The 21,555-nt window shown below is 40.8% G+C and carries 21 protein-coding genes and 1 pseudogene; 8 read left to right on the forward strand and 14 right to left on the reverse strand.

Features of this window, described 5'->3' with window-relative positions; genetic code table 11:
* Positions 1-59 precede the first annotated feature (59 nt).
* The 7 genes and pseudogenes from sufD (at position 60) to ACP2AF_RS05660 (ending at position 5,395) form a co-directional block, all read left to right on the forward strand.
* A complete protein-coding gene (sufD, locus tag ACP2AF_RS05630; protein WP_425235260.1) occupies positions 60-1,376 on the forward strand; it encodes a Fe-S cluster assembly protein SufD in 1,317 nt (438 codons plus the stop codon).
* A gap of 12 nt (positions 1,377-1,388) precedes the next feature.
* Positions 1,389-2,615, forward strand: a complete 1,227-nt coding sequence (locus ACP2AF_RS05635) for an aminotransferase class V-fold PLP-dependent enzyme (RefSeq protein WP_425235261.1) — start codon at positions 1,389-1,391, stop codon at positions 2,613-2,615.
* Between the two features lie 74 nt (positions 2,616-2,689).
* Entirely contained in the window at positions 2,690-3,112 is a 423-nt protein-coding gene (locus tag ACP2AF_RS05640; protein WP_425235262.1) for a SufE family protein, read from the forward strand.
* A gap of 5 nt (positions 3,113-3,117) precedes the next feature.
* Positions 3,118-3,450: a DUF59 domain-containing protein gene (locus ACP2AF_RS05645; RefSeq protein WP_422082625.1), complete on the forward strand. Its 333-nt coding sequence runs from the start codon at positions 3,118-3,120 to the stop codon at positions 3,448-3,450.
* A gap of 72 nt (positions 3,451-3,522) precedes the next feature.
* Positions 3,523-3,840: pseudogene (locus tag ACP2AF_RS05650) on the forward strand (four helix bundle protein); the annotation flags it as partial.
* Positions 3,841-3,881: 41 nt separating this feature from the next.
* Positions 3,882-4,385, forward strand: a complete 504-nt coding sequence (locus ACP2AF_RS05655) for a DUF2480 family protein (protein ID WP_425235263.1) — start codon at positions 3,882-3,884, stop codon at positions 4,383-4,385.
* A gap of 77 nt (positions 4,386-4,462) precedes the next feature.
* A complete protein-coding gene (locus tag ACP2AF_RS05660; RefSeq protein ID WP_425235264.1) occupies positions 4,463-5,395 on the forward strand; it encodes a DUF3078 domain-containing protein in 933 nt (310 codons plus the stop codon).
* Between the two features lie 637 nt (positions 5,396-6,032).
* Here ACP2AF_RS05660 and hflX read toward each other — a convergent pair.
* Complete coding sequence (gene hflX, locus ACP2AF_RS05665; RefSeq protein ID WP_425235265.1) at positions 6,033-7,244, reverse strand: GTPase HflX; 1,212 nt, start codon at positions 7,242-7,244, stop codon at positions 6,033-6,035.
* A 77-nt stretch (positions 7,245-7,321) separates the two neighbouring features.
* Here hflX and ACP2AF_RS05670 point away from each other — a divergent pair, with 77 nt between their 5' ends.
* Positions 7,322-8,296: an endonuclease gene (locus tag ACP2AF_RS05670; RefSeq protein WP_425235266.1), complete on the forward strand. Its 975-nt coding sequence runs from the start codon at positions 7,322-7,324 to the stop codon at positions 8,294-8,296.
* Positions 8,297-8,306: 10 nt separating this feature from the next.
* Here ACP2AF_RS05670 and ACP2AF_RS05675 read toward each other — a convergent pair whose 3' ends face one another.
* The 13 genes from ACP2AF_RS05675 to hemE all read right to left on the reverse strand — a co-directional run bounded on the left by ACP2AF_RS05675 (position 8,307) and on the right by hemE (position 21,528).
* Positions 8,307-9,020 carry a 3'-5' exonuclease gene (locus tag ACP2AF_RS05675; RefSeq protein ID WP_425235267.1) on the reverse strand — a complete coding sequence of 238 codons (714 nt, stop codon included), beginning with the start codon at positions 9,018-9,020 and terminating at the stop codon, positions 8,307-8,309.
* The gene (locus ACP2AF_RS05680; protein WP_425235268.1) at positions 9,021-10,820 is read right to left on the reverse strand and encodes a DUF4153 domain-containing protein; all 1,800 of its coding nucleotides are present in this window, start codon (positions 10,818-10,820) and stop codon (positions 9,021-9,023) included.
* Positions 10,821-11,079: 259 nt separating this feature from the next.
* Positions 11,080-11,553, reverse strand: coding sequence for a methylated-DNA--[protein]-cysteine S-methyltransferase (locus ACP2AF_RS05685; RefSeq protein ID WP_425235269.1), 474 nt, complete (start codon positions 11,551-11,553; stop codon positions 11,080-11,082).
* A gap of 28 nt (positions 11,554-11,581) precedes the next feature.
* On the reverse strand, positions 11,582-12,718 hold the full coding sequence (locus tag ACP2AF_RS05690; RefSeq protein WP_425235270.1) for a CNNM domain-containing protein: 1,137 nt from the start codon (positions 12,716-12,718) through the stop codon (positions 11,582-11,584).
* A 155-nt stretch (positions 12,719-12,873) separates the two neighbouring features.
* Complete coding sequence (locus ACP2AF_RS05695) at positions 12,874-14,205, reverse strand: serine hydrolase domain-containing protein (RefSeq protein ID WP_425235271.1); 1,332 nt, start codon at positions 14,203-14,205, stop codon at positions 12,874-12,876.
* 74 nt (positions 14,206-14,279) lie between these two features.
* Complete coding sequence (gene hemB, locus ACP2AF_RS05700) at positions 14,280-15,269, reverse strand: porphobilinogen synthase (protein ID WP_425235272.1); 990 nt, start codon at positions 15,267-15,269, stop codon at positions 14,280-14,282.
* A 39-nt stretch (positions 15,270-15,308) separates the two neighbouring features.
* Entirely contained in the window at positions 15,309-16,418 is a 1,110-nt protein-coding gene (locus ACP2AF_RS05705) for a hypothetical protein (protein WP_425235273.1), read from the reverse strand.
* Positions 16,419-16,459: 41 nt separating this feature from the next.
* Positions 16,460-17,248 carry a PhzF family phenazine biosynthesis protein gene (locus ACP2AF_RS05710; RefSeq protein ID WP_425235274.1) on the reverse strand — a complete coding sequence of 263 codons (789 nt, stop codon included), beginning with the start codon at positions 17,246-17,248 and terminating at the stop codon, positions 16,460-16,462.
* Positions 17,249-17,251: 3 nt separating this feature from the next.
* Complete coding sequence (locus ACP2AF_RS05715) at positions 17,252-17,977, reverse strand: FkbM family methyltransferase (protein ID WP_425235275.1); 726 nt, start codon at positions 17,975-17,977, stop codon at positions 17,252-17,254.
* A gap of 75 nt (positions 17,978-18,052) precedes the next feature.
* The gene (locus ACP2AF_RS05720; RefSeq protein ID WP_425235276.1) at positions 18,053-19,000 is read right to left on the reverse strand and encodes a DUF4421 family protein; all 948 of its coding nucleotides are present in this window, start codon (positions 18,998-19,000) and stop codon (positions 18,053-18,055) included.
* A complete protein-coding gene (gene hemF / locus ACP2AF_RS05725; protein ID WP_425235277.1) occupies positions 18,991-19,893 on the reverse strand; it encodes an oxygen-dependent coproporphyrinogen oxidase in 903 nt (300 codons plus the stop codon). The genes ACP2AF_RS05720 and hemF overlap by 10 nt, the downstream gene beginning before the upstream one ends.
* Before the next feature lie 46 nt (positions 19,894-19,939).
* On the reverse strand, positions 19,940-20,473 hold the full coding sequence (locus ACP2AF_RS05730) for a GNAT family N-acetyltransferase (RefSeq protein ID WP_425235278.1): 534 nt from the start codon (positions 20,471-20,473) through the stop codon (positions 19,940-19,942).
* A gap of 26 nt (positions 20,474-20,499) precedes the next feature.
* Complete coding sequence (gene hemE, locus ACP2AF_RS05735; RefSeq protein ID WP_425235279.1) at positions 20,500-21,528, reverse strand: uroporphyrinogen decarboxylase; 1,029 nt, start codon at positions 21,526-21,528, stop codon at positions 20,500-20,502.
* Between the last annotated feature and the right edge of the window lie 27 nt (positions 21,529-21,555).

Below are 21,555 nucleotides of genomic sequence, written 5' to 3' on the forward strand. Positions count from 1 at the left end.
TGGGGAATAAGCTGACATCAGATTCTGCTTATCGAATACTATCTACTTAATACTAAAAAATGGATTTAAAAGACAAACTCATATCATCCTTCATGGCTTTCGAAAGTAATGTGGATATTGATCATCCTGTTCATGACGTTCGTGTTGAGGCGATGAAGAATTTTGAGATGAAGGGATTTCCGAACAAAAAATTGGAAGCTTGGAAGTATACCTCGTTGAATAGCCTACAGAAGGTGGACTTCAGTATTTTTCCAAAGGAAGTCAATGCCTTGGAATATAAGGACGTTAAAAAATACTTCCTACATGAAATCGACACCTATAAAATAGTATTTGTAGATGGTATCTATAGCTCTTTTTTATCCGAGACCACTCATGATGGCGTAGATATTTGCTTAATGAGCTCCGCCCTTACCAAGCCCATGTACAAACCTGTAATCGATGTTTATTTCAATAAAGTGGCGTCCAACGACGAATCCTTGACTACTTTGAATACTGCTTTCAGCAGGGAGGGGGCCTATATTTATATTCCAAAGAACAAAATGCCCAAAAAACCGGTAGAAATCGTGCATTTCGCTACTGGAAATGAAGCATCCTTGATGTTGCAGCCACGAAATTTGATCGTTGTAGAAGAGAATGCCGAACTGCAGGTGATAGAAAGACATCAGAGCTTAACGAGCAATGAAGTGTTGACGAATTGTGTTACGGAGATTTATGCTGCGGAAAATGCTATTGTAGATTACTACAAAGTTCAGAACGATACGGCTTCATCTTCATTGATTGATAATACCTATATCCATCAGAAAAACAAAAGCGTGGTCAAGGTACATACCTTTTCCTTTGGGGGAAAGCTTACAAGGAACAACCTTAACTTCTATCAAAATGGGGAGTATATAGACTCTACCATGAAAGGAGTTACCATATTGGGGGAAAAGCAACATGTGGACCACCATACCTTGGTACATCATATAGAACCGAATTGCGAAAGTCATCAAGACTATAAAGGTATCTATGGTGAAAATTCTACCGGAGTCTTTAACGGAAAGATTATCGTGGACAAAATAGCTCAAAAGACCAATGCCTTCCAACAGAACAATAATATCCTGGTCAGCGACAAAGCCACTATAAACACAAAACCCCAATTAGAAATTTTCGCGGACGACGTAAAATGTTCCCATGGTTGTACCATAGGCCAATTGGACGAAGAGGCACTTTTTTATCTACAATCCCGGGGTATTCCCAAAAAGGAAGCCAGGGCCTTGTTGATGTATGCTTTTGCCAATAATGTTTTGGAAAGTGTTCGGATCCCTGAGTTAAAAACAAGAATCAATAAATTGATTGCCAATAAGTTGGGAGTTCGTTTAGGATTCGATTTGTAAAATATACTGTAGATGCTGCGGACCTCCTTGGATATAGCAACAATTAGGCAGGATTTTCCTATCCTAGACCGAAAAGTCAATGGCAAACCATTGGTTTATTTGGATAATGCCGCGACATCACAGACTCCCCAGCAGGTAATCGATGCTATTGTAGATTATTATGGTAACTACAATGCCAACATTCATAGAGGGGTACATGCATTGTCCCAAGAAGCTACGGACAAGTATGAAGAGGCGCGAAAAAAGATTCAGGAGCACTTTAATATCACAAAGTCCCATGAGGTTATTTTTACCTCGGGTACCACCCATGCCATAAACTTGGTGGCCCATGGATTTTCTTCCTTTTTAAAACAAGGGGATGAGATATTGGTTTCGGCCATGGAACACCATTCCAATATCGTGCCGTGGCAAATGCTAGCAGAAAGAACTGGGGCGATTCTAAAGGTAATCCCCATGAGCCTGGATGGGGAACTGGAAATGGACGCATACGAAAAATTGCTTTCGGACAGGACCAAGCTTGTTTTTTGCAATCATGTTTCCAACGCCTTGGGAACCATAAACCCCATTCAGGAAATTATTGATAAGGCCCATGAGGTTGGTGCTGCAGTTTTGATCGATGGTGCACAGGCAGCTCCTCATATTAAAGCAGATCTTAAGGCATTGGATGTGGATTTCTATACGGTATCCGCCCATAAGATGTGTGGGCCAACAGGGGTTGGGATGTTATATGGAAAAGAAGAATGGCTCAATGCACTGCCTCCATATCAAGGCGGTGGGGAGATGATAGCCGAGGTTACTTTTGAAAAGACGACTTACGCAGATTTACCTCATAAATTTGAGGCCGGCACACCCAACATTTGTGGTGGAATTGCCTTTGGAGCAGCTCTGGACTATATGAACACCATTGGTTTTGAGTCCATAGCGGAGTATGAAAAGGAACTATTGGACTATGCTACCGAGAAATTATTGGAAATCGATGGGCTTAAAATCTATGGCACTGCCAAGAACAAGACTTCCGTAATTTCCTTTAATATTGAGGGTATTCATCCGTATGACATAGGAACTATTTTGGATAAATTAGGCATTGCGGTACGTACGGGTCATCATTGCGCCCAACCCATAATGGATTTTTATAAAATACCCGGAACAGTACGCGCCAGCTTTAGCTTTTATAATACCAAGGAAGAAGTTGATGTTTTGGTGGAAGGTGTTCAACGGGCGAAATCCATGTTGCTCTAAACAAGCCAAGTTATCATTCTCTTAAATTGTTGATAACCATCCATTCTTGTTGTATTTTTACCGAAAATCAATATATGACCATTGAAGAAATTCAGGAGGAAATTGTGGATGAGTTTTCCCTATTTGATGATTGGATGCAACGTTACGAATATATGATAGAACTGGGGAAGTCACTTCCTTTAATAGAGGAGAAATACAAAACCGAGGATAATATAATTAAGGGTTGCCAGAGCAAGGTCTGGGTGCATGCCGAGTTGGAGAATGACAAATTGGTATTTACCGCGGACAGCGATGCCATTATTACCAAGGGTATCATAGCCATTTTAATACGATCATTCAGTAATCAAAGACCTCAGGATATTATAAATGCAGATACACATTTCATCGATGAAATAGGTCTTAAAGAGCATTTATCACCCACACGGGCCAATGGATTGGTCAGTATGATTAAGCAGCTAAAACTGTATGCAGTGGCCTATCAAACACAATTAAACTAGGAGAAATGAGCGAGGAAATAACCAAAATAGATACCCAGGAATTGGGAGAGAAAATAGTAAAGGTTCTCAAGACCATTTACGATCCTGAAATCCCGGTTGATATTTATGAACTGGGCCTGATATATGATGTTTTCGTAAATGAGGATAATGAGGTAAAGATTTTAATGACGTTAACATCACCCAACTGTCCGGTGGCCGAAACCCTACCCGTTGAAGTAGAGGAAAAGGTAAAGTCCTTGGATATGGTAAGTGATGCGGAGGTAGAAATTACCTTTGACCCTCCTTGGACCCAGGATTTGATGAGCGAAGAAGCCAAGCTGGAATTGGGGTTGTTATAGATTTCAGATGTGGGATATCAGATGTCAGCTAATAAGGGATTTGAACAAGTAGTTTCATAGAAGAAAGCAAGAGAGCTTAATAAGGAAATTTATCGCTTGACCAAGGATTCTGAATTTTCAAAAGACTTTGCCCTAAGAGACCAGATAAGAAGAGCATCAATATCTATTTCTTCAAATATGGCCGAAGGATTTGGAAGAAAATCGAATAAGGAATTTATATACTTTTTGAATATCGCCCAAGCTTCATGTTATGAAGTAAAATCTCAGTTATATTTAGCTTTGGATATTGAGTATATTACGGAATCTGAATTTAGTGACTCATTTGCGATTTGTGATGAAATATCCAAAACAATTTTTGGGCTAATAAAACATCTTGAGAAAAAGCAATAATGCTCTACGTGCTAAACTTGACCACTTAAATCTGAAATCTTATGTCTGAAATAGTAAATCGCGTGGCCCAAAGCAAATTGGTCACTTTTGACCTGGAAGATCACTATCCGGAAGGCAAAAGGATTCTTTTGGATATCAAGGATTGGTTGCATGAGGGATTCATCCTCAAAGAAAAGGAATTTAGGGCCCAGATTGCAAGCCATTCTTGGGAGCAGTATCAAAATTCTTATGTTGCATTAACTTGCTCAACGGATGCTATCGTCCCAGGATGGGCTTATATGCTGGTAATGACCCATTTGCAGCCTTATGCCATAAAAGTGGTCCAAGGAACATTGACGGATTTGGAAACAATCTTGTTCCATTCCGTAATTGAAAACTTGGATATTAATGATTTTAAGGACAAACCGATAATTATCAAAGGATGTACCAATAAACCCGTTCCGCCGAATGCCTATTTGTGGATAACTGCTAAACTACAAACGGTCGCCAAAAGTGTAATGTATGGCGAAGCTTGTTCTTCTGTCCCCCTTTTTAAGCGCAAATAATTGTTGACAACATTGTTCATTATTTGTTTACATGTTTAAATTTGTAGTTCATAAACTATTACTAAACACTAGACATTATGAAAAAGTTAGTATTTGGGCTGGCAACAGCCTTCATGGTTTCTGTTGCTTCGGCGCAGACACTTGAGGAGCTTAAGACGGAACAGGCCATTAAAAAAGATTCCATCGCGGCCATACAAGGTAGGGTAGATGCCCTACAAGGACAAATAGATGCCTTTCCAGGTTGGAAAAAGGGCGCTTTTGGAACCATAGGGGCCAACATTTCAGGATTCAACAACTGGTATGCCCAAGGAACTCCAAATAACTCTTCCGGGAATATTGGTGCTACCCTTAATGCGTTTGCCAATTTGAACAAAGAAAAGTTTTTTTGGAGGAATTCGGGAAACATTAATCTGCAATGGGTAAAGTTGGACGATAAGGATAGTGATACGGATGATGAAAGCTTCAACGGTACTACGGATGTTTTTAACCTTACTTCTCTTTATGGTTATAAGTTGAGCGAAAAATTTGCAATTTCTGCTTTGGGAGAATATCGGACCACCATTATAAACAATTTCAACGATCCTGGTTATTTGGATTTGGGAATCGGGGCTACGTGGACACCCATTACGGATATGGTAGTGGTTATACATCCGCTCAACTACAACTTTGTGTTCAGTAGTGAGGACGATATTTATGAATCATCGGCCGGGGCCAAAATCTTGGTAGACTATACCCGACAAATAGGGGATATAAATTTCAAGACCAATTTTTCCACCTTCCAAAGCTATAAAAGTGGAGACCTTTCTAACTGGACATGGGTCAACTCCTTTGGGTATACGCTATGGAACGGTATAGGCCTTGGATTTGAATTCGGCCTTAGGAATAACAAACAAGAAGCTTTGGATTATGCCATAAACAAGGCACCTACCCCAGATCCGGACGCCACTTTTGATAGCATTGACAATGACTTGCAGACCTACTGGATCTTTGGACTCAACTACTCCTTTTAAAATGTAGGATTTTGTAGTATAAAGTAAAAGGCCCGACATAATTGTCGGGCCTTTTCTGTTAAGTAGGATACATTTAATTTGTTTGCACAGTCAAATAAAATCGAACTCAATATTCGGTAAAGATTTAGGCGGTGCCATCCCGATAGCTATCGGGACCAATTTCCGTTAAGTTACGTTCTCTTCTGGGACAATCATTAAACCTTTAAATACATTGCGAATGTAGCTTCATGGACTGCAATGCTTAAATTTTTGTTGTGAAAGGAATATTATTTGTTGTGAACAACGTTAAAATGCGTTGTATCATCGATGAAATGCATAGAAAGCACTTTGATGTTTTCGAGAAAAAAAAAGCCCGGACTGTGGGGTTCGGGCTATTTTTTAGTTAAGTAGGTTGTTGTAAAATTTGGTCTAAGCCTTGTAGGTTCGAATTTTGGTTTTGGGGAAACCTCTATTCTTTTTCGGTTAAGCTCAAGGTGTCGGTTTTGGGTCAACACTATCACTTAATTACAATGTAAATGTAGTACAGATAAGGGACTGTGCTAAATTATTGTTGTGAACCGATCCCAATTTGTGGTGAAAAAATTAACGGTCACATTTCATCGATGAATGACACCCTTTTTATATAAAAAGTGGCTTTTTAGTATTGATCTAGATGCTCTGGATAGAGGAAGTTGTTATAAGGGAATCTGCTTACATGGATTTCCCTGACGGCATTATATACCTTGCTCCGAAACTCTTCCAAATTGTCCTTGTTCAAGGCGGAAATAAAGAGAACATTATTACCTAGCCGCTGCATCCATGTCCGTTTCCACTCTTGCATGGTAAAGTGCCTTGAAGTTCTTTCGGTGACCAAATCGTCTTCATCCAAGGTTTCAAAGGTATACTGGTCTATTTTGTTGAAAACCATTATCATGGGCTTTTCAGCACTATTGATCTCATCCAGAATTTGGTTTACGGAATCGATATGCTCCTCAAATTGGGGGTGGGAGATATCCACTACGTGCAACAACAAATCCGCCTCCCGTACCTCATCCAAGGTGCTTTTAAAACTCTCCACCAACTGGGTGGGAAGTTTCCGAATGAATCCAACCGTATCACTCAATAAAAAGGGAAGGTTGCCAATGACCACTTTCCGTACCGTGGTATCCAAAGTGGCAAAAAGCTTGTTCTCGGCAAATACTTCACTTTTGCTTATCACGTTCATTAAGGTGGATTTCCCTACGTTGGTATAACCTACGAGTGCCACACGGACCAAGGAACCTCGATTGCCACGCTGGGTTTCCATTTGCTTGTCTATTTTAACAAGTTTCTTTTTTAATAAGGAAATCCTGTCCCGGACGATACGGCGGTCGGTTTCAATTTCCGTTTCCCCTGGGCCACGCATTCCAATGCCTCCACGTTGGCGCTCCAAGTGAGTCCATAGGCCGGTAAGTCGAGGTAAAAGATATTCATATTGTGCGAGTTCCACTTGGGTACGGGCATAGCTAGTCTGTGCACGCTGGGCAAAAATATCCAGAATAAGTCCGGTACGGTCTAGAATTTTACAACGCAAGAGTTTTTCAATATTGTTTTGCTGGGCGGGGGTAAGCTCATCGTCAAAAATAACGGACCCGATTTTATGCTCTTTAACATAGGCTTCAACCTCCTTCATTTTTCCACTGCCTATATAGGTCTTGGGATTGGGAACCTCCACACGTTGTACAAAACGTTTGGTTACTTCCCCACCCGCCGTATAGGTCAAAAATTCCAGTTCATCAAGGTATTCGGTTACCTTTTCCTCATTTTGCTCCCTATTGATTACACCTATCAAAACGGCCTGCTCATATTCTATGTGCTGTCTTTCTAACATATGAAATTGTAAAGTGCAAATTTAAGCAATAAGGACCAAGCTATTTTCGTAAATTGAACTCCCCAAAAAAAGAATGCATGCTTTTTTCATTATTTAAGAGAAAGAAAGGCAAACAGCTACATACCATTGCGTTTTACAATCTGGAAAATCTATTTGATACTATAGATGATCCGGACACCTTGGATGACGACTTTACACCAAATGGAACTAAAAAGTGGTCCCCTAGGCGATATCAAAAGAAAGTAAACAAATTGGCCATGACCATTTCTGAGATTGGGAACGGATCTGCCAAAAACCCACCTGTTCTTGTAGGAGTAGCAGAAGTGGAGAACAAAACAGTTATGGACGATCTAATAGCCTCCGAACCTTTGCAAGATATCGATTATGGATATGTACATTATGACTCACCGGATGAACGTGGTATAGATACGGCATTAATTTACCACAAAGGGAGTTTTGAGGTACTCCATTCCGAACCAATCGCTTTGCTGATTTATGAATTGGACGGATCACGTGATACTACTAGGGATATTTTATATGTACATGGAAAGTTGAACGGAGAGGAAGTACATATTTTTGTAAACCACTGGCCTTCCCGTAGGAGCGGTAAGGTAGAAACAGGATACAAACGGGTACAGGCAGCCCATACCATACGGGAATTTATGAATGCCCTGGAAGTGGAAACCCCTAACCCCAATTATATAGTTATGGGGGATTTTAACGATGACCCTACTTCTGAAAGTATACAGACTTTAATGAAATCCAGCACCTTGTACAATCCCATGGAAAAGCTGCATTCACCAGAAAGGGGTAGTGCTAATTATAGACGAAGTTGGAGTCTTTTTGACCAGATTATGGTCTCGCACAACTTCTTCAATTATGAAAAAGGGACCCACAGCTTTGCCCATGCCAATATCTTTGACGACCGCTTTTTGACCGAGTGGACAGGAAAATATAAAGGCAGTCCCTATAGAACCTATGTTGGGCGGAAATACCTAGGCGGGTATAGCGATCATTTTCCTGTATATATACAATTGAAGTACAATGGATGATAATCTTACCTTAGACCTTTTTAATCTCCGCTTGTTCCAACAAATCCTCATTCCGTAGGCGCAAAAAAACTTGAGCCGTAGTAACCACGTCGCCCTCGCAATACAAAATAATTCTGTCCAAGTCATTATCCTCATAGTAAACTTCGCGTACTTTGCTACCGTCTATATCTTCCTTGGGTGATGGAATCCCCAAAATATGGGCCAACAGTTTTAAGGAGGTATAATGTTTGTAATCCCCAAATTTCCATAGTTCCATAGTATCCAGATGAGGTACTTCCCAAGGTTTTTTGCCAAAAAGGTCCAGCTTATAGGGCAATGAAATGCCGTGGACAATCATGCGCCGGGCGATATAGGGGAAATCGAATTCCTTTCCATTATGCCCGCACAACAGATGTTTTGGCGAGCTGTAGTGATCGTTCAAAAGGTTTTTGAAGTCCTTTAGGATTTTTACTTCATCTCCATGAAAGGAGGTCACCCTAAAACTACGGATGCCCCCCCTTAGATTAAAATAGCCAACGGAAATACATATAATCTTTCCAAATTCTGCCCAAATACCAGCACGTTCATAGAACTCCTCGGCCGTAATCTCGTCCTTTCTTTGGTATTGGGATTTTTGCTCCCAAAGTTCTTGCTCCGTATCGTTCAACTCTTCAAAAGCAATTTGTTGGGGAACGGTCTCTATATCCAGGAACAAAACATGTTCCAAATTTATTTTCTGTAACATCTAAGGCTGTTTTAGGAAAAGGTAAATACTGGAATGGCTAATTTCTATGGAATCCTTTTTAACATAAAACCCCAAATTGCTAAATACAAGTTTGGCAGAAGTACTGTCATTCTCGAATTCCATAATCAATTCATCGGGATCAATGGAATGAAGGTTTTTTCCATATTGCGTAAGTTCCTCTAGCTTTGGTCCCAAGGGAATTTCTAGGAAGGCCTTGCCATCTTCTATACCGTGTAAGGTTAATTTTGAAGATTTTGAACGATACTTGATATAATAGGATTCCAGCCGGATGCTGTCAGGCGAATTCCCATGGATTTCTAGGGGAGCAAAAGAGGAATAATCCGTGATATCCAAACTCTGACCTGTATTTCCTTGCCCGTAATAATTGTAGTAGTTCCCATAGGCCCCTTCTTGTTTTAAATCCTCTGGGTTAAGTGTAATACCCAGGGAATCCAATATTTTTTCGGTATCGAGCCAACTGTAAGTTTCTAATTTTCCATTTGTGGTATCCTTAAGAATCCCTTGAATGGATATACCGGTAATATCATCCAAATGGGATAGCGCTTTTCTGTCATTCAAATAAGAAAGAACAGATTTTAACTGCTCATACTCTTTGAAACTTGCTACATTATCTTTGGCCCCAACATCCTTGTATACCCTTTGAAATTCCCCAACTTGACTGTTTTTTGAAATGCTGAACGCCCCCCAAAAACCAAACGAAGCGAGAATTGCCAAGATAAAAAGTGATATGGGCAAAACTTTTAAACGTTTCTTTTGATCTAGAAGAAGATAAATTGCCATGCCCAAAATCCAGAATGCACTTACCAAAACAAAATATCGGTTTTCAGTAAACCCATAATCCCCAATGCGCCTAAAAATGGCTACGAAGAGTAATAGGATTAGAGGAAGCAACAAAATGTAAAACCACGGATAGAAATGGTTTATCACCCATGATTTGATGGATTTTTGAACAGGGTTGATGATCACTTGGACCAAAAAACCCAATAACGCCAGGGCCGTGACCAAATAGGATACCCAACCCTCGGGTAGTTCCCATTGCATTATAATCTTAAGGCCGTACGCATACAGAATTAAGATGTATAGGAGCACTAGGGGGATCAATATATATTTTACAAATACCTCCAAGGCCTTGTTAAATGCTATTATCCTGTTCCCCAATATTTCTTTTGGAAAATCTGATAAGTATATCCATGTATTTACGATTCCCAAGCAAAAGACGAATAACTGGCCATAACGTTCACCTTTAATATCAATGTTGAACAACGAATCTATGGCCAACAGAGCCAGGACAAGACCTAAATACAGTACCCCTGAAAAAAAGGCACTGCGGATAATGGCGTATCCCACGGATTTTAAATAGTTCCAGTACGCCTCTTTGTTCCATTTTATAGCAAAGGGAGCAAAAAGCACGAAAAAATGCCCTGCTATGAAGTATAGAAAGAATCGGATGTAGTAGGTTGGATCTACATCGGATTTACCCAAATCTGGTAGGTGCCAATAAAAAAGGAATAGCAAAGCCAAAACAACCAGCTTTAGACCCATCCATTTTTTGGGACTTTTCAATTGTTCCAGAAAGAACTGGGTCCCGATAAACCAGCTTACACCCAATAATAGAGTTAATAGAACATCGGAGTACTTTTTTAGCAATACACTTGAGTTCTCCTCTAGAAGGAAAATATAGAAAAACGAACCAAGAATTACCCAAACCAAGGTAACCGGAAAGCGCTTAAAAGCATTTTGGGCCTTACCCGTAATATCTATGAGGGAGGGGAACTTCATTATAAATTGTCTTGAACTCAAGATACAAACAAATTTGCAAAGGCTAGAACTATGATATCTTTTGGCCTTTCAAAAAGCTCTTAACAGAAATTTGCTTGGAGAAAAACCGAAAACCGACCTTGTGGTCGGTCTTTTTGTTCAAAGAACAATTTATTAAGCCTAAAACCTCCCTTAAAATAATGACTAGATCGATGAAATGCAATCTATTCCAAACAACATTGAACATTAATCAATCAACCGACCAAACGGTTTGAAGTAATTAAAACAACGATTGCTGTTTAGCAGGGCTCTCATGGTTCAAAAGCCATTTTTTTCGATGTAGACCACCGGCATAACCGACAAGGGAGCCATCGCTTCCGATTACCCTATGACAAGGTACGATTATCCATAGCGGGTTTTTACCATTGGCCGCGGCTACGGCACGAATGGCCTTTACGTCACCCAAGGTCTTGGAAAGGTCCAAATAGGAGACAGTCTTTCCATAGGGGATTTTCTGAAGTGCTGCCCAAACTTTTTTTTGAAAATTGGTTCCTTCCGGATTTAGGGTTAGGCTAAAGGATTTTCGTTTTCCCTCAAAATATTCCTCAAGTTGATATACGGCATCCTCAAGAAGCTCTGGGATTATTTCTGTTGTTTTTTCATCTGTATCGAGAACGGTAATGCTAGATAGTCCCATAGCATCTCCTTCCAACTTGGCAACACCCAAAGGTGTTTTTACACATGCTTTTTCCATAGCTTTAATAGCACTTTATAGAGACGGATTATTCCTCCGGTTGGGAATCAGGTGGCTGGATTTGCTCAATTACACCGCTCTGTTTGGCGCGGTGCTCCCAATTCTTTCGGGCCAAAAGCTGCAAATCGGCTACATTGTCGCTTTCGTCCATAATCTCGAGGCCCAAAAGCGTTTCAATAACATCTTCCATAGTTACAATACCACTTACTGATCCATACTCGTCCACAACAAGCGCAATATGTTCCCGTTTTGCGATTAAAGTATCAAATAGCTTGGGAATGGGCGTATCCCTTTTGGTAATCAATAAGTCCCTACGAATTTCGGAAAGAGTAATATCTCCATTATTATTGACAATTTCCTCCAATACATTGTCCTTGAGAACAAAACCGGTGATATTGTCTACTTTGGTGTCATAGACAGGAATACGGGAAAATCGAAGTTTGGGATTTTCATGAAAGAATTCCTGAACCGTACTCTGCTCAGAAGCTATTTTAACAACTGCCCTAGGAGTCATGATGTCTTTCACAAATACCTCATCAAAACGGAGTAGATTTTTAATAACGGTAGACTCCGATTCTTCGAAGACACCTTCTTCCTGGGCAATATCGGCCATGGCCGTAAAGTCTTCCCGACTCAGCACACTCCCATGATGACCCTTACCGCCTACCAATTTGGTAAAAAGTTGCAACAACCAAAGGAGCCCTGTCCATTTTAAGGCCAATACCATTATTTTTAGCGACCTAGCCGTAAAGTTGGCCAATTGCCGCCAGTATGTTGCGCCTATGGTTTTTGGAATGATTTCCGAGGCCACCAAAATCAAGATGGTCATAATTGTTGAAACTACACCTACCATAAGGTCTTCCGTAAACGTTATCCCCAAAACCGAATGTTGTGTACTGCCATACAGGTCTGCATAGGCTACCTTCGCCTGTACCCCTACCAAAATGGCCCCAACGGTATGGGCTATGGTGTTCAAGGTTAGTATAGCTATTAATGGTTTGTCCACATCCTTTTTGAGCCCCTCCAAGGTCAAGGCATAGGACTTGCCTTCCTTTTTCTTAAGATTGATAAAGGTAGGCGTAATGCTCAAAAGCACGGCCTCCAATATGGAGCACAGAAAGGAAAAAAATATGGAAACAAGGGCATAAAAGAGTAACAATCCCATGGATGAAGTTTTACCAAATCAAAGATACCAATTAAATTAGTGAAACCTATTTTTAGAAGTGCTGGCAATTTGGTTGTTAAACTTATGGCCGAATTGACCCATCATTTGGTGCCCCAGATTTATGTCACCTATCTCAATCCCTATACTTAAGATTTTTAATTCAATGGCAAATGAGCCTGATAGAACACCTGTTGGAGAGCGGATCGGATATTTAGTGTGTACAAATTACGATTCTCCCTGGTGGGATTGACCCTGTTGGAAAGAAAAATAAATACCAATTGGTTTTTTGGGTCTGCCCAGACAAAAGTCCCTGTAAATCCACTGTGTCCGAAGCTTTCGGAGCTTGCCTCAGGTGCCGGGTAGGCTTCATCCAATGATAGTTCGGCATTGTCCAGTAGCGGTTTATCGAAACCTAGGCCACGTCGGTTTTCATTATCCGGATACTGTATTTTTATGAATTCCTTCACCGTGGCTTCGGACAGGTATTGTTTACCATCATAACTGCCATAGTTTTGATAGAGTTGCATGATTTTAGCCAGATCGGGGGCCGAACTAAAAAGACCAGCGTTGCCGGATACTCCACCTAAAAGTGATGCGTTTTCGTCATGTACCCAACCTTGGGTCAGTGTATGGCGGAACAAGGTATCTAGTTCTGTTGGGACAATTTGGTTGGGGAAATTTTTTGTTTTGGGCTTAAACCCTAAGGTAGCAGCTCCCAAAGGCAGGTAAAAATTCTTTTCCAGATAATATTCATAGGACTCCCCAGTCAATTGTTCAATAAGTTCAGGAAATATTAAAAAAGTGAGTCCCGAGTAACGATATTTCTTTTCATCGGAAACCTTTGAGTGGTTGATCATACGATACATTTTCCGATTAAATCGATTATTTACATAAAGTCCCTCGTAGGCCTTGTTCTGAAATCGATTTTGCTTCGTTCTCTTTACGAATCTACTTTTAAGTTTTCCATTTTTTTTGATGACCTCGTTGAGAAAAATAATGTAAGGTTCCAACCCTGCTTGGTGTGCCAAGATTTCCCGTAGCGTCAAATCTTTTTTGTCCTTTATATTGCGCCAGGGTTTCCAATAGGTGCTAAAGGGTTTGTCCAAATCCAATTTCCCCTCGTCTACCAATTTCATAAGAGCAGGTAGGGGTCCGGTTATCTTAGTGACAGAGGCAAGGTCGTAAATGTCGCTAAGAGCTGTAGGTTGTAAGCTGTCATAGGTATGAAACCCATAGGCTTTATGAAAAATAATCCTAGAATTTTTGGCTACCAGTACCTGTGCACCTGGAAAGGCCTTCATTTTTATACCATTCGTTATAATGGAATCGACTTTGGTATGTATATATGATGAATCAAGGCCTACTTCGGATGGGATATCATAGGTGAGTTTCCCTGGCTGGGGAATATTTAAAGCTTTGGAAGCTCCTTCTTGAGCGAAGGCGATTTCAAGAAGTAAACCAAAAAAGATAAATAACAATTTTTTCATATGTAATATAGGTTCATTCTAAAAAGAAAAAAATCTGCAGTTAAACAATATTGGCCCCATGTCTGTCCGAATAATTATGACATTAACCTCACGGCGTCTTTGGCAAAGTAACTGGCAATAATATCCGCTCCGGCTCTTTTAATGGCAATCAGTTGTTCCATAAGTATGGCATCATGCTCCAACCAACCTTTTTCAGCGGCGGCCTTAAGCATGGCATACTCCCCAGAAACTTGATACACCGCTACCGGAACCTCCACATCATTGCGTATTTCCCGAACAATATCCAGATAACACAATCCGGGTTTTACCATAACAATATCCGCACCTTCATCAATATCCATTTGGGTCTCCTTTAGGGCCTCAAAGCGATTGGCATAGTCCATTTGGTAGGTCTTTTTGTCCTTGGGTACATCTTTCATGTCTACGGGAGCGGAATCCAGTGCATCGCGGAACGGTCCGTAGAAGGCACTGGCGTATTTGGCACTATAGCTCATGATGCCGGTTTCTGTAAATCCTTCTTCTTCCAAGGCTTCTCGTATGGTAAGGATACGGCCGTCCATCATATCGCTCGGTGCTACAAAATCAGCTCCCGCTTGGGCATGACTAACGCTCATTTCCGCCAAAATCTCTGAAGTTTCATCGTTTAAAATCCGACCGTTTTCAACAATTCCATCATGACCATAAGAAGAATAGGGATCCAAGGCCACATCTGTCATCACCAGCATATCCGGACAAGCATTTTTTACATGTTGTATGGCGAGCTGCATGAGTCCATTCGGATTCAACGCTTCGGAACCTTTATTATCCTTTAGATTATCCGGTACTTTTACAAAGAGAAGCACGGCACATAGGCCCATATTCCAAAGTTCTTTGACCTCTTTTTCCAAATTATCCAAACTAAGTCGGTAATACTCTGGCATAGAAGGAATCTCCTGTCTTATACCTTTCCCTTCTACCACAAAGAGTGGGACCAGAAAATCATGAGGTGTGAGAACGGTCTCCTTTACCATTCTTCTTATGGTCTCAGAGCTTCGGAGGCGTCTATTTCGTATCAATGGATGCATGGTACTGCTTTTATTTCAAGTTCGGAATTCCAAAGATAATTAATCGTTAGGCGCCGCCATTTCTTTCAATGGAATTATATCTACATTTCCAAAAGTGACATCCGTATTATGGGCAATAAGTAGACAAGAACCTCCCAGGTGTTTTGTTTTGGAGGTTTCTATGGCTTGGAAATCCCATGTTTCAGGTTCTTCCCTACTTGCTTCCCAAAGCTTTACCGAATATTGTATGCTATTATCAGGAAGGTCTTGTACCCGGTGCTTCATCCCGTATGGTACTCCTTCCACAATATTGCGATATTGATCTTCTTTTTGCTCCTCATAAAAATTATCACCATCAAAAATACGCCATCTACAATCTTTATAACCGTCGGTAATCCTAAATTCAGCTGTAGCACCTAGAGGATGCCATTTCCGATTAGGCTGCAAACTGTCCTTGTCATGACCGGGCCATAAGGTGGCCAAGGCTGCATGGGACACATTGTAAGTGGGCGGACCTTCTTCCGGAGGGGTATAACCGTGAAAGGTCACAGTAGTGGTTGCCTCATAGTTTCGCCAAGAAGTATCACCAATGGCCAATACCCTATCATAATACACATCTTGGGTGCGAATACCTTTGGGGGTTATTTTCCAATGACCGTCCACTACCTGAACAACATCTTGAATATCTTTTACTTCTGCCCAGTTTATGGAATATGGTAAGGGCCATTCTGTTTCCGGGTTGTAATGTAAACTAATTTCCTTTGATGTGAGTTCCTTCCCGTTCTTAGTGACGTGAAGATATATGGTATTCTTGCCTTTTTTAAGCCTATCCCTATAGATTTCCATATTAAAATCACCTTGGGCAGCCAATCGGTGAAGGTCGGAACCTAAGGTAAGCACATGCTTTTCTTGAGTATTATTAAGCATATAGTATGCTGTTATCCCAACACTATCCGTTTGGATGTTGCCCAATACATTGATTTGTGCCTGTGGGTGACCTATATTTCCAAAATATTGTTCGGTTCCATACCATAGGGAAATAGTTGCCCCTTGGTCCTTTGTATCGGTTTCTTTACAGCACAATAGCAAAAACACACTTGGCATTATCACCATGATAGAACCTTTGCTCCTAAAAAGAAACTGGAAAAATAGAGAAGTTTTCTTCTTCATAGGTTTTACAAGCACGTAAGAGGTTTCCATGTAGATTGCCCTTAGATTTCAATTTCACCAATCAAATAGGGTACTGCCTTTCCAGATATCTTGATGCGTTCTCCAAGGTCTTCACAAAAAAGGTCACCGCCCCTTTTGGATAATTGCTTGGCGCTCAGTTTCGTTTTTCCCAACCGTTTGGACCAATACGGTGTTAGCGTGGTGTGTGCTGATCCGGTAACGGGATCTTCATCAATTCCTGAGCCTGGCGCAAAAAATCGAGAAACAAAATCAACTGTCATACCTTTGGCGGAGACGATGACTCCTCGTACATTGGCCTTCCCAAGTAAGTAAAAGTTAGGTTCAATGTCCTCAATACCCTGCTGGTCTTCATAAATTAACAAATAGTCCGTTTTCCCCTTAAAGGTCTGTACAGGGGCTTTTCCTATAGCCTCGTTCAATATAGCCAAGGGTTGGACTTCTACGACGGAATCTACAGGGAAATCCAAGGTTAAAAGGCCATTCTCTCCCTTTTCTACGGATAGGACTCCCCGGTTTTTTGAATAAAAAATAATCTTGTTTGTGGTAACATCGTAGTAATTGAACAATACATAAGCGGAGGCCAAAGTGGCGTGACCGCATAAAGCAACTTCAATGGATGGGGTAAACCATCGTATTTCATACCCATCACCTTTTTTTACTAGAAATGCGGTTTCGGCTAGATTGTTCTCCGCAGCTATCCGTTGCATGGTTTCATTAGCCAACCAAGTTTCTAGGAGGCAAACCGCAGCTGGATTTCCTGAGAAAACCTGATCAGTAAAAGCGTCTATTTGATATATGTTGAGTTTCATAATTTAAGCGGACATTTTCCTTTTCTTCCAAATTTGAAAATTTCCGTCCCTTACCAAAATATCAAACCCTATAGAGCGGAGGATATCTTCACATTCTTGGGCTTCCTCTTGGGTCAATATATTGGCAAAAGGATGTACTTCCATAAAAATTTGATTAAATTCTGCAATACCTTTCTGATAGTTTCGAAATAAATCCAGTTCTCCCCCCTCAATATCCATGATCAATGTATCAAAGTTCAGCCCGTATTTTTTCCGCAGTCCCTGAAACGTCTCTCCCTTTATATTAATCCTGTTCGGGGTCTTACGTTTAGCACTTCCTCCAACGATAAGGTGGTGTATATAAAAATCATTTATTTCCTCATTGGATATAATACAATTTTCAATAGCGAATTCGCAACCGTTTTCCTGCCTATTCTTGTCTATCCAAGGAATTAAATTTGGATTGGCCTCCAATACCACGTGTGCCGAATTGTCCGAAAGCAATTTGTTGGTGAGGCAAGAAACATAACCTAAACAGGAACCAAGTTCCAACACTTTAGCATCCGGAGAAAGATATTCCTTTAAATATCGGGATTCCTCTTCTTCATAGGTGCCCAAGACAAACCTTCCACGAAACTTAAAATCCGTCAAATGAAAGGGGACATGAATGGTTAGGCCATCATTTTTAAATACCTTTTTGAAATAGGTAAAATAAACTCCAGCAAGGAACAATCTTGGTTTTTTTAACATTCAAGCTTTTTTAATGTTGAAGGGCCTTATGGGTTAAATTTAGGAAAATATCCAACATGATAAGGACTATAACCTTCAGTCCAGACCGAATTTACGATTAAACCTATCCGCCTTTTGAATCCATTTTTTTGGGGCATTAAGGCGGTATCCGATATACAACTCAACAAAAGTAATGATGTCATCCAATTGCGTGTTTTGGTCCGTTCCATGTTCCAATACTTGGGCGCTTAAATTAATTCCGGTAAAAAACCGCTCAGAATTATAACCTATGGCACTTCTAAAAATTACTTGGGCGAGACTGGAGGTAAATGTTTCTCCTTCGGAACGTGTAAAATTGGCCCCTAACCCTATCGTGGCACCTGCAGAGAGTAAATAGTGTTTTCCGATAACTAAATTGTAATAATACCCTGGCCCAATGGCTAGATTAAAGGAGTGGTCATCACCGACTTGAACATTTGTATCCTCCAACTTAAAACGGGTATAGTAAAAGGTGAATCTGGGAATAAAACTGCCGGCACTTTTTTTCTGCCATTCATTTTGGAACCCTATGGCTCTAAACGAAAAATTCCGATTAAAAATAAAGCTAGTGGTTCCACCAATTTTTAAGGTGCGTAGTTCTGGAAAGGGCAGAAACTCGTCATTAAATGGAGTGAAAAATCCCTTTTGTCTATAGAAATCCAAAGTTTGCATCCATCGACCCAAGAACATTCTAAAGTTTAACGTAAAGAGTTTGGATCCGCTATTGTCCCGATTTTCGGAGAAAAAATTAGGGGCGTAACCTAAATCCACCTCAACGGAACGGAATAACGCGGAAAGCCCAAGATAGGTCTTATCATTGGGGATGAATTCGGTTTGTTGGTTGGTCTCTGTATCGGTTACTATAAAACTATTGGAAGTGTTCTGTACGCCAAGCCTCAAAGTGACCTTTTCCGGAAATCTACGGATATACAAGCTATCGTTCTGTGACTGTGACACAAAGGAACATAGCCCCAGAAAAAAGGTGAAGATGTGCTTTAGACCCATTCTTTGGGCTTTTGAAGAATTTTAAGCAAACGCTCTTCCTCACTGCCTTCTTCTGGATGATGATCATAACGCCATTGCACGTGCGGGGGAAGGCTCATCAAAATGCTTTCAATACGGCCGTTGGTCTTTAGCCCAAATAAGGTACCCTTGTCGTGAACGAGATTGAATTCTACATAACGCCCCCGTCTAATTTCTTGCCAATCCCTTTGTTTATTGGTGTACTTAAGCCCTTTTCTTTTTATAACGATTGGTATATAGGCTTCCAAAAAGCTATCGCCAACTTCCGTTATAAAATTATACCAGTTTTGCATGGACATTTCCTCCGAAGTTTTGCAATAGTCAAAAAAGAGTCCGCCCACACCACGGGCCTCATTCCTATGGGTGTTCCAAAAGTAGGCATCGCACTTCTTTTTATAGTCTGGATAAAACGACGGATGATGTGCATCACACGCTTTCTTGCAAACGGAATGGAAATGAACGGCATCTTCGTCAAATAGATAATAGGGCGTAAGATCTTGACCTCCTCCAAACCACTGATCTACAATTTCCCCTTTTTTGTCATACATTTCAAAGTAACGCCAATTGGCATGTACCGTTGGTATCATGGGACTTTTTGGATGGATGACCAAACTAAGTCCACAAGCAAAGAAATCCGCATCCTGAACCCCAAAATAGTTTTGCATACTCTGGGGCAATTCCCCATGAACTGCCGAAATATTTACACCCCCTTTTTCAAAAACCGCTCCGTTTTCGATGACCCGTGAACGACCTCCACCTCCTTCCGGACGAATCCATTGATCTTCCCTAAATTTGGATTTGCCGTCTATCTCTTCAAGTTTGGAAGTTATGGTGTCTTGAAGATTTTGAATGTAGGCGTAGAATGTATCTTTCATATTACAATTCTTGTCCCCTTGGGGCAAGGCCAAAGGATTTTAGGTGTTAACAATTTAGTTCGTACAACTCCATATCCAATGCGGGTTCATTCGGGGGACTGTGTTCCTTCTTCAATGTCGTTTGCCATGTGTAGCCACATTTTTCCGCTACTTTGATGCTTCCTTTATTTGTGTTATGTACAATAATCTGAAGGGTTTCCACATCCAGAACCTCAAAAGCATAATTTGATAATGCTTGTATGCTTTGTGACATCCAACCTTTTCCTTCAAATTGATAGCCGATGCAATAGGCCAGTTCGGCCTGTCTTTTGTCTTGGTTCAGTTTTTTTATATACACCAGGCCGATAATCGTTCTGCGCTCTTTATGTTTTAACTTAAAAAGCAGTTCTTCCTTTGTTAGGAATTGCTTTACTTTCTTTTCTACAAAATACTTGGACAGATCAGGTGTAAGATTTTGTTCAAGCGTCCTTGGGAAGTATCGTTTTAGTCTATCGGCATTGGAGACGACAAAATCGCATAACTTCCAAGAATCTTTTTCTTGGATAGGTTCAATAAAATAATGGTCAAAATCAAATACCACTTTTTGCTTTATTCTAAACCCTCTTTTTAGTTTGAGTATTCCTTTACGGCATCGATAAATGCCTTTGCATTTTCCAATGGAATATTGGGAAGTATCCCATGCCCCAAATTGACAATATATTTATCCTTCCCAAACTCGTTTATCATCTGTGTAACCCTACTTTTAATTTGCGATGGAGGCGACAATAATCGGGCAGGGTCAAAATTACCTTGTAAGGTAATGTTTCCTCCGCTAAGATATCTCGCATTTCTTGCTGAACAGGTCCAATCTACACCCAATGCCGAAGCTCCGGACTTTGCCATTTCCCCCAAGGCGAACCAGCATCCTTTTCCAAAGACGATTACGGGGGCATCGTCTTTTAAGGCATCGACAATTTGCTGAATGTATTGCCAGGAAAGTTCCTGATAATCGGTAGGAGAAAGCATACCGCCCCAAGAATCGAATATTTGAACGGCGTTAACCCCGGCCTTTACCTTGGCCTTGAGGTAGGCAATGGTAGTATCCGTAATTTTTTGTAACATTTCATGGGCAGCCTTCGGTTGAGTAAAACAGAATGCCTTGGCCTTATCAAAGGTTTTACTTCCCTGTCCTTGTACGCAATAACATAATATGGTCCAAGGTGAGCCCGCAAAACCGATCAATGGAACTGCGTTATTTAATTTTTCCTTGGTCATTTGAATGGCCTGCATTACGTAATCCAATTCCTGATTTACATCGGGAACTATTGCAGCATCCACATCTTTTTGCGATTGAATCGGATTGGGCAGGTAAGGCCCGAAATTGGGTTTCATCTGTACCTCAATATTCATGGCTTGGGGGACTACCAAAATATCACTGAAAAGAATAGCGGCATCCATGCCAAATCTTCGGATGGGTTGTACCGTAATTTCAGAGGCCAATTCGGGAGTCTGGCAGCGGGTAAAGAAATCGTACTTTTTCCTAATTTCCATGAACTCCGGTAAATATCGCCCAGCCTGGCGCATCATCCATACGGGTGGTCTATTTACGGCTTCACCGCGTAAGGCTCTTAAAAATAAATCATTGGTAACACTCATATTTTCAACTCGTTGGTCATTGTAAGG

It is taken from the genome of Ulvibacterium sp. (assembly GCF_965248315.1).
Classification (GTDB): domain Bacteria; phylum Bacteroidota; class Bacteroidia; order Flavobacteriales; family Flavobacteriaceae; genus Ulvibacterium.